The following is an 18,588-nucleotide window of genomic DNA, read 5'->3' as shown; positions in this document are numbered from 1 at the left end:
TCTCCCTTGCGTTATCGTTGTTAGCTACCCGCCACTGGCACCACCAGACGGGCGGTAAAACCACCTCCAGCAGGGCTGACAAACGTCACTTCGCCACCAAAACGTTCGGCGATAGCAGCCACAATGGCTAACCCCAGTCCACTGCCTTGCTGTTTACTGGCGCGCCAGAATCGTTGAGTTAATTGTTCAAGCGTCGCGCCATCAACACCTGGGCCTTGGTCGCTAACGCTAAAGGTAAGATGGCGCTCCCCTGGCTCCCACTGCGCATCAAAGTTAACGGGGGCATCGGCGGGCCCATGGTTAATAGCGTTATCGAGCAAATTACGCAGCGCGGTGATAGCCAATTCGCGGGGCATCGCAAGGGCGACATCGGGCCAATGGGGCGACACTACAAAGCGGGCTGATTTGTTGTGCTGGCTATCCGCCAGGGCGTGTTCGGCTACATCTGCGACGCGACTAGCCTCACCATCATCAAAGCGCACACGCCCCTCTACGCGAGCCAGCGTGAGCAGTTGGTCAAGGGTTGAGCTCAACCGCACCACTCCCTCTTCAGCATAGTTGAGCGATGTTATTGCGGCCTGACCTTCGACCCGGCGAGCCACTTGCAGGTGGGTTTTGATCGCGGTAAGCGGTGTGCGCAGTTCGTGGGCGGCATCGTTTGTAAAGCGCTGCTCACGGATAATGGTTTGCTGTACACGCTCAAGAAGCGTATTTAAGGTTTCAATCAGCGGACGAATCTCTTTAGGCAGGCCATAGGTAGCGACAGGGGCCAGTGCATCGGGGTGGCGATTGGCCAGCGATTCGCGCAGCCGTGTTAGCGGTGCTAAGCCACGCCAAACCCCCAGCCAAAGCGCAAACATGCTGCCTACCAGCGCTACGATAAAGGGCACCACGGTCATGCGTATAACGCCGCCGAGCAGCATATCGCGCTCATCCATACGATCAGCGGTGGTAATCACGATGCCACCGCGCTCGTAGGTAAATACCCGCCAAGTCACGTCGCCTGCCTGGCGATAAGTGTGGCCGCCCTCTCCCGGGGCGAGAATAGCGTCCATATCGGCATGGGTGCGCGCCATGATTTCGCCTTGGGGCGAGTGCACTTGGCAGGCCAGACCCTCAATGGGTGGAATAGACAGCACTGGATGCTCGGCATCCTCCCATACGTCAAACGGCAGCTGCAGGACTAACCCGGCCACCATTCTTGCCGACTGCGCTAAGCGCTGATCCAGGGTTTCCACAAACTTCTCTTCCAGGTCGCGCATCAGCCACGCCGCCGCCACACCCCAGAGCAGTGCCAGCGTTAATCCCAGAGTCAGCAGCAAGCGCGCACGTAAACTCATAGCTGCCCCTTATAGGGCGTACCGGCCGCATGTACCGCCTCGGGTTTGCCCAACCGATAGCCAAGCCCGCGCACTGTTTCAATCACGCCGCTCCCCAACTTGCGGCGCAGGTGGTGGATATGCACATTCAGCGCATTGCTCTCAACATCGTCGTTCATACCGTAAAGGCTATCTTTAAGCTGGTCGGCTGACAGGACGCTGCGTGGCGATTGCAGGAAGGTTTCAAGCAGCACCAGCTCCCGGCGAGACAGCATAATCAGCTGTTCATCGACGTAGACCTCCCTAGCCGTTGGATCTAAGCAGAGTGCGCCGTGGGCAATCAGGCCGCTGCTGCGCCCTGCTACTCGGCGTAACAAGGCGTGCAAACGCGCTACCAACTCATCTAAATCGAAAGGTTTCACCAGATAGTCGTCGGCGCCGCCCTGTAGTCCATCCACTCGGTCACGCACCGCATCCCTAGCGGTTAACACCAGCACGGGAACGTCATTGCCCTGCTCGCGCCACTCGGCCAGCAATTGAAGACCATCGCCATCGGGCAATCCGCGATCAAGAATGACCACATCACTGGCCACCGTTCGCATCGCCTGACGGGCAGCGCTCCCCGTGGAGACGTGATCGACCACAAAGTCGAAGGTCATTAATCCAGCGCGAATACCCGAAGCAACCAGCGGGTCATCTTCAATCAACAAGACGTGCATAGCAGTTTCCCATTTATTACCCATCAGCATGGCGGACGGGCATTAACCCAGCGTTAAGACAAATAAAAACGCCCTTGCTTTGATGGCAAGGGCGCGGGCATGGCAATCGCCGAATAAGGACGAATGGCTAGGCGAGACGCTTAGCAGCAAACCACCCCAACACCATTGTCACCAGCATGGCCAATAGCGGTAAGGAAAGACCGCCAATGGAGGCAATCGCTGGCCCTGGGCAGTAGCCGGAAAGCCCCCAGCCGATGCCGAACAGGGCAGCGCCCCCTAATAACTTCGCGTCTAACTCTCGTTTGGTCGGTAACTGAAAGACGCCACCCAACAATGGTGCAGTACGCTTGAATACCAGCCGATAGCCAACAAAGGTGGTGATGACGGCCCCGCCCAATACGAACATTAGCGTTGGATCCCAGGCGCCCACTACGTCTAGAAACCCCACTACTCGCGCGGGGTCGGTCATGCCTGAAACAGCTAAGCCGATACCGAAAAGCAGCCCCGCCGCATAGCCTGCCGCTGTTTTCATCCAATGACTCTTGTTTGACTGACTCATACTCCACCGCCTAGGCCTAGCATGTGGCGCGAGATATAAACGGTCACTAGCGCCGTCAGCAAAAACATACCGGTGGCCGCCATGGAGCGCGGTGCCAAGCGCGCCAGCCCGCATACCCCATGGCCGCTGGTACAGCCACTGCCCAGCCCCGTGCCTACGCCCACTAACAGCCCAGCCACCAGCATTAACCCTACGCCTCCCACCGGCGCGCCAATCACCTCACCAGGGCTTCCGGCAACGTTGCCCAAACCACCACCTAGCGCCATAAGCAGAAGCGGGCCGCTTATCAGCCCTAACAGAAAAGCCACTCGCCAAGCGCTATCGCCCTTGGGGCATTGGGTTATCAAATTGCCCACGATGCCACTGATACCGGCGATACGCCCCAGCGTTGCCATCAACCAGGTAGCGGAAAGCCCGATCAACACACCCCCAACCAGCCCTTGTAAGCCTGCTGTCCAATCCACGGGTCACTCCTTAGTTCGCACTTACACCATTAGAAAAAATTAAGCGGCACTTTGAGATAGACAGTGCCATTCTCTTCCGCAGGAGGCAGTTCCCCCGCACGCATATTGACCTGCACCGAAGGAATAATGAGCCGTGGCATGCCTAAGGTGGCGTCGCGCTCAGTGCGCATCTTCACGAACTCGTCTTCGCTGATACTTTCATGAACATGGACGTTCTCACTGCGCTGTTCCGCAACGCTGGTTTCATGCTGAAAGGTATCGCGACCGGGAGCTTTATAGTCGTGGCATAAGAACAGCCGCGTCTGCTCGGGAAGCGCCAATACTTTTTGGATAGAGTGATAAAGAGTGCGCGCATCTCCACCGGGAAAGTCGCACCGCGCGGTGCCATAATCCGGCATAAATAGCGTATCGCCTACAAAGGCGGCATCGCCTATTACGTAGGTTAAACAAGCGGGCGTATGTCCTGGGGTATGCAGCACCTGGCCCTGTAATTGGCCAACGGCGAACGTATCCCCTTCTTCAAACAGCGCATCAAACTGGCTGCCATCCCGAGCAAACTCACTGCCCGCATTGAATGCCTTACCGAATATCTCCTGCACCTTCACTATATTGGCACCAATGCCGGTTTTACCCCCTAACTGTTCATGTAGGTATGGCGCTGCCGAGAGGTGGTCTGCATGTACATGGGTCTCCAAAATCCAGACTACATTGAGATCGTGTTCGCGAATAAAAGCGATGATGGTGTTAGCAGATCGCACGTCGGTTCGCCCAGCGGCATAATCAAAATCGAGTACCGAATCTATAATTGCGCAGGCACGGCTATCAGGGTCTTGGACGACATAGCTAAAGGTGTTCGTAGGCTCATCAAAAAAGTGCGTAACGATTGGGCGTTGCATCGTTGCCTCCCATAGGGGTGGTGATCTCAATCTCATGCTATAAAGACAGCATAGTGCATTTTAAGTTCTATATTTAGATTATTTTAGAATATAAGGGTGCTATATATCCCAAAAGAGTGTTCAAGACTATTTTTGCTAAGGTCTGCTCCATTTAGGCCGATAATGAAGGAGTTACTCAATTACAAAAATTAGGAAGAACATGACTCACTTAACAACGACACAAAAACTCTGGGGAACGCTGGGTATTATCTGGGTTGCCATGCTGCTATTGGTTGGCTGGCTTGCCTGGGAGAACCGCCAGACGATTGAGAGCGAACGCCGCGATAGCATTCAATACGTAGTGGAAAGCGTGCAAAACCAAATTGAAGCCCTGCAAGAACGGGTAGCCTCCGGTGAACTTAGCCTGGAAGAAGCGCAGCAGCGTGCGATCGATAATATGTCTAGCGTTAGCTTTGGGGCGGGCGAGTATATCTTTTCATTCAACGATGACTTACTGATTATATCGCATCCTAGCCGCACACCCGGCACTGACATGACCAATTATGAAGACGCCAGCGGGATGGCGCTGTACCCCGAGTTGCTGCGTGTCGCGCAAGCAGGTGGTGGTCACGTCAATTACTATTCTACCCGCGCGGGTGGCGACGAGCAGCTGCCGAAAACCAGTTATGTAGCACACCTTCCCGAATGGGACTGGTCACTGGCGACCGGCGTTTATGTCGATGATATTAATGCCGCCTTTATTGCCGGTTTGATTCGCTCGATCGTGATACTACTGATCATTGGCCTGCCGGTAACGCTGCTGATGGGATGGGTTATTCGTGATGTTTCTCGTCGTTTAGGTGGAGACCCACGCTATGCAGCCAACGTAGTACGTCATATTGCCGACGGCGACCTGACCCAGGTCACACGGCTTTCGCCGAAGGATCAACAGAGCTTACTTTTTAATATCAACCGGATGCGTGAAGCTCTTGCCGAGACGATTGGTGACATCCACCACGGCGCAAGCCAGGTCAACAGTGGCGTAGAGCAGATCGTGGGCGTAAACGAAGAGCTTTCGACCCGCACCGAAGAGCAGGCAGCATCACTAGCTGAAACCGCTTCCAGTATGGAACAGCTCACCGCGACTGTTAAGCAAAATGCTGAACACGCTGACCATGCGCGTCAGCTTGCCACCAGAGCGGCCGATAGCGCTCAGCGCGGCAGCGACTCGATGTCGTCCGTCACGACCACTATGGCGACGATTAACGAAAGCGCCACACAGATGAGCAGCATCGTTAACACCATTGACGGTATCGCTTTCCAAACCAATATTTTGGCACTGAACGCGTCAGTTGAAGCCGCCCGAGCAGGTGATCAAGGGCGCGGCTTTGCGGTTGTCGCCAATGAGGTTCGTCAACTTGCCAGCCGCTCAGCTGCTGCGGCACAGGAGATTAAAACGCTGATCGAAGCGTCGGACAGCAAAGTAGTTGAAGGCAGCCGCCAAGTACGCGACACCGGTGATGTGATTAACAGCATGGTCGATGATATCAAACAGCTCAGTACGCTGGTTCAGGAAATTTCTGCGGCTACCATTGAACAGAGCAGCGGCATTGAGCAGGTCAACCAAGCGGTAACGCAAATGGATCAAATGACCCAGCAAAATGCCAGCTTGGTGCAAGAAAGCACTCACGCGACTCAAGCCCTGGCCCAGCTCAGCGCCCAGCTGCGCCAACTGGTTGCCCACTTCCGCATTCACCAGAGCACGGAGCATACACAGGCAAGCTTACCCGCCTCCTCACCCGCCCCGCAGACCGCTCATCAGCATAGCGATTTTTGATGTTTTGTCATTGCGAGCGCAGTGAAGCAATCTCAGGGTTACCTGCCACCGCAGATCGAGATTGCCGCGTCGCTGCGCTCCTCGCAATGACGTAGGTGATATCATTGAAATCCTTCACCTGTCATTGCGAACGTAGTGAAGCAATCTCGGGGTTACCTGCCACCGCAGATCGAGATTGCCTCGTCGCTGCGCTCCTCGCAATGACATATGAGTAGGCTCCTCACAATGATCAACTGGGTGTCATTGCGAGCGATGTGAAACACATCTCAGAATATGCTGCCTCGGCAAGCGAAATTGCCGCGGCAGCATTTACTTTAAATTTTGCTAAGGTATTGGTGCCTTAGGCCGATAGGGAACAACGTTGCTTACTTACATCGGCTAGGAAAAAAATGACACGCTTAACGACGACGCAAAAACTCTGGGGAACGCTGGGTATTATCTGGGTTGCCATGCTACTGCTGGTAGGCTGGTTGGCCTGGGAGAATCGCCAGACGATTGAGAGTGAACGCCGAGACAGTATTCAATACGTAGTGGAAAGCGTACAGAGCCAAATTGAAGCGCTACAAGAGCGGGTAGTTGCTGGAGAGCTCAGCCTTGAAGAAGCCCAACAGCGTGCCATCGACAATATGTCTAGCGTCAGTTTTGGCGGTGGAGAATATATCTTCTCCTTCGATGATGACCTAAAGATCGTTTCCCACCCCAAGCGCCCCCGCGGTGAAGACATGAGCGCTTACCAGGATGCCAGCGGCATGGATCTTTACGCTGCTTTTCGAGAAGCAGCTCAAGCTGGCGGTGGGCACGTTGACTACTACTCCCGTCGTATCACTGGTGATGAGCAGGTACCGAAAATCAGTTACGTGGCCTATCTTCCCGAATGGCAGTGGTCGCTGGCCACGGGTGTTTATGTAGATGATATAAACGAAGCTTTTATTACACGTTTAATTTACTCGGTAATGGTACTGCTGATTATAGGCCTTCCTGTAACGCTGCTAATGGGCTGGGTCATTCGTGATGTTGCTCGCAGGCTGGGGGGCGACCCACGCTATGCAGCTAGCGTAGTACGCCATATTGCTGATGGAGATTTGACCCAAACCACTCAGCTTTCGCCGAAGGATCAGCAGAGCTTACTATTTGATATCAACCGGATGCGTGAAACCCTGGCCAATACCATTGGCGATATTCACCACGGCGCAAACCAGGTTAACAGTGGCGTAGAGCAGATTGTGGGTGTTAATGAAGAGCTTTCCACACGCACCGAAGAGCAGGCAGCGTCGTTGGCCGAAACGGCCTCCAGCATGGAGCAGCTTACCGCCACGGTTAAACAAAATGCCGAACATGCGGATCACGCGCGAACACTTGCCACACGCACCGCTGACAGCGCTCAACGCGGCAGTGACTCAATGTCCACGGTGATCTCCACCATGGCGACGATTAACGAAAGCGCCACCCAAATGAGCAGCATCGTTAACACCATTGACGGCATCGCCTTCCAAACCAATATTTTGGCTCTTAACGCCTCGGTGGAAGCCGCCCGAGCCGGCGAGCAGGGGCGCGGTTTCGCCGTTGTCGCCAATGAAGTTCGCCAACTAGCCAGCCGTTCGGCTGCTGCCGCCCAAGAGATCAAAACGCTGATCGAAGCGTCGGATAGCAAAGTGGTGGAAGGCAGCCGTCAAGTGCATGACACCGGCGATGAGATCAATGGCATGGTCGATGACATTAAACAGCTCAGTACACTGGTTCAGGAAATCTCTGCAGCCACCATTGAGCAGAGCAGCGGCATTGAGCAGGTCAATCAGGCGGTAACGCAGATGGATCAAATGACCCAGCAAAATGCCGGCCTGGTGCAAGAGAGTAACCACGCCACCCAAACGCTCGCACAGCTCAGTGCTCAGCTGCGTCAACTGGTTGCCCACTTCCGCATTAACCAGAGCACGGGACATGCACAAGCAAATTTACCCGCCTCGTCATCGGCTCCGCGTGCAGCCCTCCAGCACAGCGATTTTTGATGTCTTGTCATTGCGAGCGCAGTGAAGCAATCTCGGGGTTACCTGCCATCGCAGATCGAGATTGCCGCGTCGCTGCGCTCCTCGCAATGACATATGAGTAGGCTCCTTGCAATGACAAATGGGTGTCATCGCGAGCGAAGCGTGGCGATCTCGGTGTTGTCATTGGGAACGCAGTGAAGCAATCTCGAGGTTACCTGCCATCGCAGATCGAGATTGCCGCGTCGCTGCGCTCCTCGCAATGACATATGAGTAGGCTCCTTGCAATGACATATGAATAGGCGCTAAACCTTACCTTGGTTATCCAGCTCTACCGCTTCGTGCATACGCGTGAGCAGATCTGGCACCGCGGCCTGAACACGGTTCCAGCTGGGGATAAAGGGTCGCTCACGTGGGTTATCCATAAAAAGATTGCCCGCTTCGAGCAGGTTACTGGCAAACAGCTCCACGGCCTGCTCTTCGCTGTGGCGATCAAGGCTTAGGCCGTTCATCGTCGCATCGTGGTCGTAGGCTTCGATCAAATCCAGCGCAAAGCGGTAGTAGGTAGCTTTAAGCGTGCGGAAGTCTTCGCTGCTAAAGGTAACCCCCTGGGTGGCTAGTTTGCGATAGAGCGCTTTTGAAATATCCAGGCTCATGCGGTTTAAGCCGCTATCAGGATCATCTTCGCTAACCGGCTGATGCTTGTGGTCGTAGGCATCGGCAATATCTACCTGGCAGAGCTGGCGCAGGGAGTAGTTGCGTTGTAACTCCGACAAAACGCCAATTTCCAGCCCCCAATCCGCAGGCATACGAATCCCCTCAAGCACTTCGCTGCGCATCGCAAACTCACCTGACAGTGGGTAGCGAAAGCTATCCAGGTAATCAAGGTAGGGCATCGGCCCACAGACAGTTTTAAGCGCCCGCAGCAGCGGTGTGACTAACAGCCGTGAGACGCGCCCATTCAGTTTGCCCTCGGCAATACGGGGGTAATAACCTTTGCAGAAGCTGTAATTGAAATTGGGGTGCGCCACCGGATACATCAAGCGCGCAAGCAGCCCACGCTCATAGGTCAAAATATCGCAGTCGTGAAGCCCTACCACCGTCGAGCGCCCTGACGACAGCATATAGCCTGCGCAATACCATACATTGCGCCCTTTCCCAGGCTCTAAAGCGCCTAAACCGTGCTCTTCCAGCTCCGCATCCAGGGCGCGCAGCCGTGGGCCATCGTTCCATAAGATGCGCGTGTGTTGCGGCAGGCGTGAGAAAAACTCCCGAGCATATAAAAATTGCTCGCGATCGGCTCTATCCAGGCCAATGACAATCTCGTTGAGATAAGGGACTTTAACCAGCTCATCGACGATCGCCGACAGCGCTGGCCCTTCCAGCTCCGAAAACAGCGACGGTAGAATCAGCCCCATTGGACGTCGTCGAGCAAACTGGCACAGCTCTTGTTCAAGCGCCTCCACCGAGCGCCGGGTAAGGTTGTGAAAGTCGGTAATAATTCCGTTTTGATGAAAGTCACTCATTCACTTACCTCCCTGGATTCATAGAACTGGGGTCAAAGTACTGGACTCAAATAACTGTACTCAAAGGAGAGCGGCATCGCCCTTTTCCGCCGTCGCTAAACGGCGGTCATCTCGCCCCCACCAGTAGGCCACTCCCTCAGCCCAGCCAGTTGGCCCTGTGGCATCCGTGCGATAGAGCGAAGCGTTGCGGGGTTCTACGGCTAAGTCGTGACAACCTCGTATCACGACCGCTTGATCCACTGCTTCGAGCATGGTGATATCGTTTGGCCCATCTCCCAAACCCAATGAAAGAGGCATTCGCCCTCTTAATGCCGTGAAGCGTTTAACCAGCCACTCGACGGCATTGCCCTTATCGGCGGAGCGCCCCATTACATGCCAAAAGCGCCCACCTTGAGTAAGCTGTAAGCCATCCCCCTCTAAAGCGGCGCGAAACGTCTCAAGGGCCGCGGCCGAGTCTTCCCACAACAACGGTTCGCTACCTTCCCGCTGCCGAGCATCCCGGGCGCGAACTGCGTCGAGCCCGGTAAGCTCCATCACCTCAGCTACGTTCATCTCTCCCATGCGGGTAAAGCGAATATCCAAGCGTTCACGCCACACCTTTAATCGGGCACGTATAAAGCCAATATCCACACCAGGATGTTTGATAACGACACCATCACGGCCACTGCCTGGACGGTCTAAGCGTGCATGACACCAGCCAGGGGGGAGACCAATAACCGCACCATTTTCAGCAATAAATGGGGTTGCCGTGAGGCCCAGCGCTTCGCGCAGCGGTATCAGTTCGGCACGGGTTTTACTGGTCACCGGAACCACCGGCACCCCCATTTGCTTTAAGCGGGCAAGCCAGGGAGCAGCAGGGCTGAAGTCATAACTGTGATGGTCGAGCAGTGAGCCATCTAAATCGGTCAAGACAAGCCGCGGCTGCAGAGCCGGATCAACCGAAGGGGTTGACGCTGAAAGACGAGCGGGTTCAGGCATAGCACTACCTCTCTTCGGCCTTAACGCTTCGTTAAGACGTCATGTCTAGAACGCCTAAATAGCTATGGCCAGCTATTAACTACTATGACCAGCTATTAATTGCTACGTAAAGCATAGCAATTAATAAGCCAAAACAGAGAAGTGTCTATTCAACAGAGGGTTACGTGGAATTTGACGGGATAAATAAATCAGAGTATTTGCAAGCACCAAAAAGAGGCAGTTAAAACGCACCACAAAAGTGCATGAAGCAGATCGGTGCGCTTTGTACAGCCCCTTTCAGAATAAGCATTAGCGATAACTAAGATGATAAAAAGTAAAAAAAGCTTTACCGCACTTGGCAACGCTTAATAAATAGCTATACTGATATTGTACCCACTGGCAATCCTGTACACCCCTCACCTGATGCCAGTGGACTGCAGTGAGCCAAGCCCTTTAATGCCCGCCTCCCCCGGCGGGCTTTTTTCTATGTCATTGCCCCTCTTATGTCATCGCGAGCGAAGCGTGGCGATCATGTTGCCGTCATTGCAAACATAGAGAAGCAATCTCGGGGTTAGCTATCACTGACAAATCAGATTGCCGCGTCGCTGCGCTTCTCGCAATGACATTTTCCTTATAGCTGAGCAGCTATTTACTCCTCTATTAACTGCCCCTTACTCCACATGAATCACCACCTCAACCCGCCGATTACGTGCACGCCCTTCCGCGGTGGCGTTGCTCTCTAGCGGTTTTGTTGCTGCCAAGCCGACTGCGCGAAGGCGTTCAGCATCCACGCCCGCCGCTTCCAGCGCTTCCACAATGGCAATGGCACGAGCACTCGACAGCGCCCAGTTAGATGAGAACTCCTCGGTGCTAATGGTCTGGCTGTCCGAATGGCCCTCCACCCACACTTCGCCATCGTAGCGCTGAATAGTCTCGAGCAAACTGCTCACTAGTGACGACCCATCGTTGGTTAGCTCAGCCGTGGCAGAGGGAAACAGCAGTTGATCCTGTACACGCAGGCTAATCCCCTCAGCCACCCGCGATACTTCAACACCCTCCAGGTCGGGTAAATAGGTAGACTCTTCAACGCGTTCCGAAAGCGCCTGATTTAGCGCAGTCGCCCCCGCTACTGACTCATCGCTCACCGCTTGTACATTTGCCGGGGGGTGGTCGGTTAACACCACCATGTAGTCAGCTAAGGGCGATGTAAAATCATCGCTGCCCGCGGGCATCAGTAGTTTTGGTAAAGAAATAACCGGCTCAGCAGGCGGCAATGGTGCTGCCAAAAGCGGTGGAACACCGAAGCTGACTCGTCGAGGAAGATCGGCCAGCTTGGGCAGCCCTGCCACGCCAAGTGCCGCACTAATCGCCATGGGGTTCAATCCTGCACTGCTCCACCGGGCGACACTCTCACGCTCATGGCTTACCTGGGCCAATGCTTCAGGCAGGGGGACTCCCAAAGTAGGCGAGGATGTGCTCGCGTCCTCGCTCACACTATCCTTCTGGTTCAATTGAGGAATAACCGGCCCTGCAGCGGCGATAATGACCACGAACAGAGCCACCAACAAGGTCATGATATCGAGATAACTGATCATCCAACCGCTACCGCTATCACTTTCATGATAGGCCGACATCAGCGAATCATGGCGCGGACCGCCGCGGTGATCTTCAAGCATTGGCATTATCGCTCATTCAAGTTTTTAACCTCGTGGCCGATCTTGCTAGGTATGATGAATTAGATACGTCGAATTAGGCATGGCAAACTAAGCAAAGCACATAGTCTATCAAAAGCCGTTTTGTAGCGAAAAAGGAACCAGCAGGTGCGCACCCGTCCCCGATTATTTCCATTACCCTATTTCATACGTCCTGTTAGTTTGGGGCTGGCAAGCTTAATGCTTAGCGGCTGCTTTTATGCCAACACATCTCAAGCGCCGATCGCCACTACCTACCCCTATACCGAACAGCAACGTATGCAGGCAGCTCACCACTGGGATGTGCTGGCCCGCCATGAAGCTACCAGCATTTTACAACGCGAGCGCGTTCGCAATCGCGATTTACACATCAGCGAGTCAGACAGTGAAGCACTGCACGCCTACAGTGGCGGTGAATTTGGGCGTGGCTTTCGCGCACTGCTGACCAGCGAACTGGTGTCACGGGGCGCTAACCTTACCACCGTCCCCACTGCAAACAGCGCCAATATCACTATCGACGTCGAAGTCGTCGAGCACCGTGACCGCGGCTTTATCCGCCCACCGGTTGGCGCTTTTACCGCACTCACCGCGGGCATTGCGGTAGCCACGATTCCGTTTAATCAGTGGAGCGAACCTGCGCTGGGATTAATCCCCGCCGGCATGCTTGCCGATACCACCAGCGGTAGTTGGACATACACCGGTGACGAAGAGATCATCGTGACCACGCAAATTATCGATGGCGAACGAATTCTCTACTCTTCGTCCAACATTTACTACATCAATGCCGGTGACCGTCGTCAATATGCCCCTCATCGCGTGCCTCAGGCACCTACCACACCCTCCGTTCCCCTTACTGATACGTGGTAATTTCATGCTGATGACACTTTTAACTACTTGGCGCGCTCGCTCTATCGGCCATGCTACCCGTGGGATGACCATGGGCATAACGCTACTGTTACTGGCTGGTTGCAGCGCGCTGGGCAATGCTAACAACACGCCCGCCGAACCGGAACCCGATCTCTCTGAATTGGTTCATGCCGCTGCCGAGCAGATGGTTGCCAGCAATCCAGAGCTCACGCGCTATAGCCCCATGATTGCCGCCACTTTTGTGAGCATCGACAATCTAAGCCAGTCGTCTACGCTTGGGCGTATTAGCTCTGAAATTATGGCCTCCGCACTGGCCCGCCAGGGTATGCAGGTACGCGAAGTCAAAATGCGCGACAGCATGTTTATCGAAGAGAGCGTGGGGGAATTGATTCTATCACGGCAAGTTCAGCGCCTAACCGCTCAGCACAACGCCCGTTCAATTCTAATGGGCACCTATGCACAGGGCCAGGACTACGTCTATGTAAGTGCTCGGGTCGTTCGAGCAGGTGATGCCATGGTACTCGGCAGCGCCGATTTCCGCTTACCGCTCAATAACAACACCCGAAGCTTGTTAGAGGGCCAAGGGGGTTGGTGAGCACTCACGATTTTTGGCAAGCTCACGTTTATCTTGTAGTGGTGGGCGATTCAATCAACTTATATCCTTGGGCAATGGCAAACGAATGGCAGGTATTGGCGGGCACTTAAACGATGGGTTGCAACTTCGACCCTCTAGAGATTCAGATCATCTTTTTCTTGAAGCGCTTTATCGAGATATCCGGCAAGACCTGCAACTAGCGCTGGCTGATCAAGACATGATTGAGGCGCTGCTTGAGATGCAGGTTAAGGCCCAGGCAATCGGTTATGGAACTGCCTACCCCAATGCCTTGTATTATATCGTCGAGAAACAGGGTGAGCGGATCGGCCGTGTCACCGTGGATTTCGGTGCCAACGAAGTGCATATTCTCGACCTCGCGCTGATCAAGGGAGCACGTAATAAAGGCTATGGTGCTGTCGTTCTTAGGGCAGTCCAGGCAGCAGGGGCTCAAGTTATGAGCCCCGTTTCCCTTTCCGTCGATCCATTTAATGTTTATGCCAAACAGCTTTACCAGCAGCTAGGGTTCCGCTTTGAAAGATTAATGGGGGCAGTAGAACGCTGGGTCTGGTATCCGCAAACGCCCTAGTCAACTATTAGTTAGTAAAAATATTAGTTAAAAACCAGTTGATACCAGGGTCGTGGGTCGCCCCCCATTGGGGGTAACACACGGTTAATGTAAACTCCTTCCAGCGTTGCTCCGTCGCCTAAGCGCAAGACCCCGGTGGCGCTGGTAAAATCAACCTCGTCTTGCTGCCCAGACAGAAGAACACCGAAAGGCTCCCGCGCTTCGCCTGCCCCCGGCACTTGGCAGTCGGGGCGGCTTGTGACTTGCTCGACCGTTAACTTCACCGAAAGCGCAGAGGTCGCCTCAAAGGTACACTCTTTTCCCTGTAGCGGCTGAAAATCCGCCGCCGTAATGGTGCCTAACATCGTGACTCCTACGATAAGAGGCCGAACCTCCAAACGTTCGGCCTCCATCACTTGTTGCCCTACTTATTGGCGGGATGGATAGATACCCTGCAATGCAATACTGAAGTTCAGGGCGAGATAAGGGTTCATAACGTTAAACGGTTGGCTCCCTCCGCTAATGCCCGTTTGGCCATTGCCTAACTCAACCGTGCCAGAGGGGGTGCCACTATAGTAATTACGTACAGAGTCACTTAGGCCCACTTTACCGCTGGCTAGATAATCCCCTGTGGCAGGCGTAGCTTGATTGGCGTCATCCGGCGTAGTCATTGCCCCTGCGGCATGCGTATGTTGAGGCATTTCATTGATAGTCAGTGTGCGGTTTTCCGCTCCAGCCAGCTCCCCGATATCGACATTTGCCATGCCCGCTCCCTGACCTTGCCCTCTGGGCATTCGCCCTCTCAGATCTGGCAGGTTAAAGGTGGTTTGGCCGTTGCCGCCATACACAACGCCAAGTAAAGAGAAGAGGGCGGTATTCTGTGCAATAGACAACTGGGCACCATTGCACACCCCCCAGCCTCGAGGCGCCCATTCGAAGCCGAACATTTTGATTTCACCGAGGAATGGATCCATAAAATACTCCTTGTCACTGTTGTAATAAAGATATCTTTAATAAAGGTATCATTAATGCTTATGGCGGTTACTCAACCATTAGCGGCTGCGCATGATTGGAAAGGACGATCCGGCTGCACGCACAGTAACCATAGACTCATTAAACCTAGTAGTAAAATCTTGCATATGCTTAGGGTCACGATCATAATTTTAGTATTACTGTGCTAATTCCTCAATAAACCTAGACTGCTTTTACATAGTTAAGAAACCAAAAAACTGTATAAGCAGTAATATAAATAAACAAAAGTTAAACAAGCAAAAATTGGATTAAAGCTTAGAGCACTTCACAAATCAGTGGAGCTCTTTGATGTAGCGAAGAGCGCGATCACGTGTTTCTGAACATGGGAAGATGGGCCTCATCTAGCGACCAGATCATCCAGCAGTGTTGAAATAGGGAAATCCAATGTATGCATCTTTCACCCTGTGAGCGTTTTTATATCAATCACAGACAGTGTCGCTTACTCAGTGACGGCTGTCATATTCAGCATTTCAGCTTAGATGCCGCAGCATCACAGTATCAGTTGGGTATCACCGAAATCACTAGAGCGGCCACCCATAGCACAACGGATCACTTCAGTATCAACTTCTCGCAACCCCTTGTCAGCGACGTGCTCTCGAAAGATCCTAGAGTAAAGAACTGCACAAGGAGCATTAAGATGGACATTTCACCGCTTCGGGTTGCTATCTTTGACGGCGGCGTCTCCGGCCTGTCACTTGCCTATTACCGGATCGACGCCGTATAGGAAAAGCCATATAAAAAAGACGTATAAACAAATACCTACAGATAAAATATACACAAACAACCAAATCTCTACACAACTTAAAGAGTGTACTCTTTATGAATACTCCCACCCGCCAAACGCCCCCAAGCCAATCGACTGGTCGTAACGAAGTTATCTTCGTCGACCCCCGAGTTGACGATTACCAAACACTGCTTAACGGCGTGGCCGACGATACCGTGGTCATACTGTTAGACCCCAGCGCTAACGGCGTTGAACAAATCGCCCAGGCGTTAGCACAGCGCGGCGAATTTGACGCCATCCACTTGGTTTCCCACGGCAGTGAGGGGCGTATAGCGCTTGGTAACAGCACGCTTGATAGCGAGACTCTGCCGAGTTATGCCCGCTTCCTGGAACAATGGGGCGAAGCATTGGGGCCAAACGGCGACATCCTTATTTACGGCTGTGATGTTGGCGCGGGCGAGCAGGGACTGCGGTTTGTGGAATCGCTAACGCAGGTAACGGGCGCGGATGTGGCCGCCTCCGATGACCTAACCGGGGCCAGCGATCTTGGTGGGGACTGGGATCTGGAACAACAAACAGGCCTGATCGAAACAGCCGTTTTTTCACCCGCACCGGGGCTATTTCAGTCGACCTTGGCAATATCCAATGAGAATTTTGATGATGTAGGCCTTATCAATGAAAAACCGGTTACATCAATAAACGTTGGAGATTGGACGTTTGCAATGGATGGTGCTGACAGGATAGCTACCCCCAGCCCTTCAGACTTCACGGTCAACTTGAATAATTCAGGGGATCCTAATGACCGAGTAATTTGGATGAACTTTGAGAATCCAGATATTCGTCAATTCACCTTTTCTTCGACCGATGGATCTGAATTTGACCTTGCCTCGGTTGCCATTGGCATATCTGAGACAACAACTGACACTAATCCCGTGGCAACGATTCAGGGGTTCCGTGACGGTGCCGCAGTAACTTCTGCTGAATCACTTGACTTTACAGCTTCCGATACACAAGGAGACGCCCACTACACCTACAACGAAACTACAGCGGGTGGTGCTTATGGCGCGATAGATTTTCAGTCTGGCTACGACAACGTTGATGAAGTCAGGATTACATTTAGCGACGTCGCCGTGCTCGAAATGGATGATCTTGTCGCGTCACCGGCTGTCACGAATAATAATCCCGTTTTTGAAAATACGGATCCAGGCGGCCTGGTCGTCGACGAAACGTCCACTGATACCACCTCCGTCATCCACGATGTCAATGCCAACGATGGCGATAGCAGTGGAACCGACTCTGTCACCTACTCGATCACCGCTGGCAACGTCGACGGCGCGTTTGAGATCGATAGCAATAACGGCGAGATTCGTCTAGCGGATCCTGACGCACTCGACTATGAAGCCACCGCAAGCTACACCCTGACTATCCAGGCCGATGACGGTGAAAGCAGCAACAACACGGCTACTCAAGACATCACCATTTCCGTCAACGATATCGCCCCGGCCATCACCACCGGCCAAGTCTTTAGCGTTAAAGAGAGCGATGATAACAGCACGGTACTGGGCACTGTCGCTACCACGGGCGACGATCCAGTGAACTACTCCATCGAGTCCGGCAACACTGGCAACGCCTTCACTATCGATGGCGCCACGGGCGAAATTACCCTGAGCGATACCAGCCAACTCGATGCCAGTGCGACCGGCAGCTATACGCTCAGCGTACAAGCCACCGATGGCAATACCGCATCAACGCAAGATGTCACCATCAACGTCACCGACGATGTGGCTCCCAGCGTTACCAGTATTGCCCCAAGCGGTTCACCCGATGCCAATGCTGCATCCGTCGATTACACCGTTACCTTTAGCGAAAGCGTCAGCAATGTCTCTGCCGATGATTTCACCCTTACCTCCACCGGCACCGCCTCTGGCACGATTAGTGCGGTTGCTGGCAGCGGTGACAGCTATACGGTCAGCGTTACCGGTATTAGCGGTGAAGGCGACCTGCGCCTGGATCTTAACAGTGGCACCGATATCGACGATGGGGCCACCAATGCCCCGGCAGGCTACACCAGCGGTACGGCTCACAGCGTTGATCTGGTCAAGCCGAGCGTCACCAACGTCACTTCGCCGACGGCCGACGGGACTTATAAAGCGGGTGACACCGTTGATATTACACTGACCTTTAGTGAAGTTGTGACCGTAACCGGGACGCCGCAGCTAACGCTGGAAACCGGGGCAACTGACCGAGTCATTGACTATACGGCGGGCTCCGGGACTAACACGCTGACGTTCGCGTATACCGTTCAAGCAGGCGATGAAACCAGCGATCTGGCGCTGGCGGGCAGCGAGATCCTGCTCAATGGCGGCTCTATAAAGGACTCGGCAGGTAACGACACGGTGTTGGCCCTGCCCGCCTCAGGCGATGCTAACTCTTTGAGTAGCAATAAAGATATTGTGATTGATGCCATCGCCCCTAGCGTTACGAGTATTGCGCCCAGTGGTTCGCCTGCAGCCAATGCTTCCTCAGTGGATTACACCGTTACCTTTAGCGAAGACGTCGACGATGCTTCTATCGATGACTTCCTACTCAACACCACCGGCAGCGCTTCGGGTAATATCGCCTCCATTTCAGGCTCCGGCAGTAGCTACACCGTCACTGTGGATACCATTACTGGCGAAGGCGACTTGCGCCTTGACCTGAACGACGGCACCGACATCAATGATGGTGCAGGCAATGCCTCGGAGGGCTTCTCCAGCGGCACTGCACATACCGTTGACGTGATGAACCCGAGTGTAACCAATGTCACCTCGACGAATGCCAACGGTACTTATAAAGCGGGCGACACCGTTAACATCACCCTAGCGTTCAGCGAAGCC

Annotated in this window: 16 protein-coding genes; 6 read left to right on the top strand and 10 right to left on the bottom strand. The window is 53.8% G+C overall.

Annotated elements, in window-relative coordinates:
• Nucleotides 1-20 precede the first annotated feature (20 nt).
• The 5 genes from HALTITAN_RS22370 to HALTITAN_RS22350 form a co-directional block, all read right to left on the bottom strand.
• A complete protein-coding gene (locus HALTITAN_RS22370; protein WP_009288463.1) occupies nucleotides 21-1,340 on the bottom strand; it encodes an ATP-binding protein in 1,320 nt (439 codons plus the stop codon).
• Nucleotides 1,337-2,038, bottom strand: coding sequence for a response regulator (locus HALTITAN_RS22365; protein WP_039860596.1), 702 nt, complete (start codon nucleotides 2,036-2,038; stop codon nucleotides 1,337-1,339). The genes HALTITAN_RS22370 and HALTITAN_RS22365 overlap by 4 nt, the downstream gene beginning before the upstream one ends.
• A gap of 127 nt (nucleotides 2,039-2,165) precedes the next feature.
• Nucleotides 2,166-2,570, bottom strand: coding sequence for a DUF6691 family protein (locus HALTITAN_RS22360; RefSeq protein WP_039860595.1), 405 nt, complete (start codon nucleotides 2,568-2,570; stop codon nucleotides 2,166-2,168).
• A gap of 23 nt (nucleotides 2,571-2,593) precedes the next feature.
• A complete protein-coding gene (locus HALTITAN_RS22355; protein ID WP_027959598.1) occupies nucleotides 2,594-3,061 on the bottom strand; it encodes a YeeE/YedE family protein in 468 nt (155 codons plus the stop codon).
• A gap of 29 nt (nucleotides 3,062-3,090) precedes the next feature.
• Nucleotides 3,091-3,957: an MBL fold metallo-hydrolase gene (locus tag HALTITAN_RS22350; protein WP_039860593.1), complete on the bottom strand. Its 867-nt coding sequence runs from the start codon at nucleotides 3,955-3,957 to the stop codon at nucleotides 3,091-3,093.
• Nucleotides 3,958-4,156: 199 nt separating this feature from the next.
• Between HALTITAN_RS22350 and htc2 the strand changes: the two genes are divergently transcribed.
• Nucleotides 4,157-5,773, top strand: coding sequence for a methyl-accepting chemotaxis protein Htc2 (gene htc2 / locus HALTITAN_RS22345; protein ID WP_009288460.1), 1,617 nt, complete (start codon nucleotides 4,157-4,159; stop codon nucleotides 5,771-5,773).
• A gap of 389 nt (nucleotides 5,774-6,162) precedes the next feature.
• Nucleotides 6,163-7,779, top strand: coding sequence for a methyl-accepting chemotaxis protein (locus HALTITAN_RS22340; RefSeq protein ID WP_009288459.1), 1,617 nt, complete (start codon nucleotides 6,163-6,165; stop codon nucleotides 7,777-7,779).
• A 281-nt stretch (nucleotides 7,780-8,060) separates the two neighbouring features.
• On the opposite strand, the gene HALTITAN_RS22335 is transcribed toward HALTITAN_RS22340, so the two are convergent.
• From HALTITAN_RS22335 to HALTITAN_RS22325, 3 genes are all read right to left on the bottom strand, one after another.
• On the bottom strand, nucleotides 8,061-9,281 hold the full coding sequence (locus HALTITAN_RS22335) for a glycosyltransferase family protein (protein WP_009288458.1): 1,221 nt from the start codon (nucleotides 9,279-9,281) through the stop codon (nucleotides 8,061-8,063).
• Between the two features lie 60 nt (nucleotides 9,282-9,341).
• Nucleotides 9,342-10,259 carry an HAD-IIB family hydrolase gene (locus HALTITAN_RS22330; RefSeq protein WP_009288457.1) on the bottom strand — a complete coding sequence of 306 codons (918 nt, stop codon included), beginning with the start codon at nucleotides 10,257-10,259 and terminating at the stop codon, nucleotides 9,342-9,344.
• Nucleotides 10,260-10,909: 650 nt separating this feature from the next.
• The gene (locus tag HALTITAN_RS22325) at nucleotides 10,910-11,920 is read right to left on the bottom strand and encodes an OmpA family protein (protein ID WP_022519975.1); all 1,011 of its coding nucleotides are present in this window, start codon (nucleotides 11,918-11,920) and stop codon (nucleotides 10,910-10,912) included.
• A 210-nt stretch (nucleotides 11,921-12,130) separates the two neighbouring features.
• Here HALTITAN_RS22325 and HALTITAN_RS22320 point away from each other — a divergent pair, with 210 nt between their 5' ends.
• The 3 genes from HALTITAN_RS22320 to HALTITAN_RS22310 all read left to right on the top strand — a co-directional run bounded on the left by HALTITAN_RS22320 (nucleotide 12,131) and on the right by HALTITAN_RS22310 (nucleotide 13,977).
• On the top strand, nucleotides 12,131-12,796 hold the full coding sequence (locus HALTITAN_RS22320) for a hypothetical protein (RefSeq protein WP_240550038.1): 666 nt from the start codon (nucleotides 12,131-12,133) through the stop codon (nucleotides 12,794-12,796).
• 64 nt (nucleotides 12,797-12,860) lie between these two features.
• The gene (locus tag HALTITAN_RS22315; RefSeq protein ID WP_035538611.1) at nucleotides 12,861-13,391 is read left to right on the top strand and encodes a FlgO family outer membrane protein; all 531 of its coding nucleotides are present in this window, start codon (nucleotides 12,861-12,863) and stop codon (nucleotides 13,389-13,391) included.
• A gap of 85 nt (nucleotides 13,392-13,476) precedes the next feature.
• Nucleotides 13,477-13,977 (top strand): GNAT family N-acetyltransferase, encoded by a 501-nt coding sequence (locus HALTITAN_RS22310; RefSeq protein ID WP_039860590.1) that lies wholly within the window; start codon nucleotides 13,477-13,479, stop codon nucleotides 13,975-13,977.
• Nucleotides 13,978-14,000: 23 nt separating this feature from the next.
• Here HALTITAN_RS22310 and HALTITAN_RS22305 read toward each other — a convergent pair whose 3' ends face one another.
• A complete protein-coding gene (locus HALTITAN_RS22305; protein WP_039857260.1) occupies nucleotides 14,001-14,321 on the bottom strand; it encodes a DUF6916 family protein in 321 nt (106 codons plus the stop codon).
• A gap of 63 nt (nucleotides 14,322-14,384) precedes the next feature.
• Nucleotides 14,385-14,930 carry a phage tail protein gene (locus tag HALTITAN_RS22300; RefSeq protein ID WP_009288455.1) on the bottom strand — a complete coding sequence of 182 codons (546 nt, stop codon included), beginning with the start codon at nucleotides 14,928-14,930 and terminating at the stop codon, nucleotides 14,385-14,387.
• An 877-nt stretch (nucleotides 14,931-15,807) separates the two neighbouring features.
• On the opposite strand from HALTITAN_RS22300, the gene HALTITAN_RS22295 reads away from it, so the two are divergent.
• A partial coding sequence (locus HALTITAN_RS22295) for a DUF4347 domain-containing protein (protein WP_039860588.1) occupies nucleotides 15,808-18,588 on the top strand: 2,781 nt, incomplete at its 3' end.

The organism is Vreelandella titanicae BH1 (genome assembly GCF_000336575.1).
In the GTDB taxonomy this organism is placed as follows: domain Bacteria; phylum Pseudomonadota; class Gammaproteobacteria; order Pseudomonadales; family Halomonadaceae; genus Vreelandella; species Vreelandella titanicae.
Note: the sequence above shows the minus strand (reverse complement) of the source record. Positions and strands in the feature narration are given on the sequence as shown.

Bases quoted from the DNA above. Each gene is read 5' to 3' on its own strand.
- HALTITAN_RS22360 (WP_039860595.1), bottom strand. From the start codon at position 2,570: ATGAAAACAGCGGCAGGCTATGCGGCGGGGCTGCTTTTCGGTATCGGC.
- HALTITAN_RS22305 (WP_039857260.1), bottom strand. From the start codon at position 14,321: ATGTTAGGCACCATTACGGCGGCGGATTTTCAGCCGCTACAGGGAAAA.
- HALTITAN_RS22325 (WP_022519975.1), bottom strand. From the start codon at position 11,920: ATGCCAATGCTTGAAGATCACCGCGGCGGTCCGCGCCATGATTCGCTG.
- HALTITAN_RS22370 (WP_009288463.1), bottom strand. From the start codon at position 1,340: ATGAGTTTACGTGCGCGCTTGCTGCTGACTCTGGGATTAACGCTGGCA.
- HALTITAN_RS22330 (WP_009288457.1), bottom strand. From the start codon at position 10,259: ATGCCTGAACCCGCTCGTCTTTCAGCGTCAACCCCTTCGGTTGATCCG.
- HALTITAN_RS22335 (WP_009288458.1), bottom strand. From the start codon at position 9,281: ATGAGTGACTTTCATCAAAACGGAATTATTACCGACTTTCACAACCTT.
- HALTITAN_RS22310 (WP_039860590.1), top strand. From the start codon at position 13,477: ATGGCAGGTATTGGCGGGCACTTAAACGATGGGTTGCAACTTCGACCC.
- HALTITAN_RS22320 (WP_240550038.1), top strand. From the start codon at position 12,131: ATGCTTAGCGGCTGCTTTTATGCCAACACATCTCAAGCGCCGATCGCC.
- HALTITAN_RS22350 (WP_039860593.1), bottom strand. From the start codon at position 3,957: ATGCAACGCCCAATCGTTACGCACTTTTTTGATGAGCCTACGAACACC.
- htc2 (WP_009288460.1), top strand. From the start codon at position 4,157: ATGACTCACTTAACAACGACACAAAAACTCTGGGGAACGCTGGGTATT.
- HALTITAN_RS22340 (WP_009288459.1), top strand. From the start codon at position 6,163: ATGACACGCTTAACGACGACGCAAAAACTCTGGGGAACGCTGGGTATT.
- HALTITAN_RS22365 (WP_039860596.1), bottom strand. From the start codon at position 2,038: ATGCACGTCTTGTTGATTGAAGATGACCCGCTGGTTGCTTCGGGTATT.
- HALTITAN_RS22315 (WP_035538611.1), top strand. From the start codon at position 12,861: ATGACCATGGGCATAACGCTACTGTTACTGGCTGGTTGCAGCGCGCTG.
- HALTITAN_RS22300 (WP_009288455.1), bottom strand. From the start codon at position 14,930: ATGGATCCATTCCTCGGTGAAATCAAAATGTTCGGCTTCGAATGGGCG.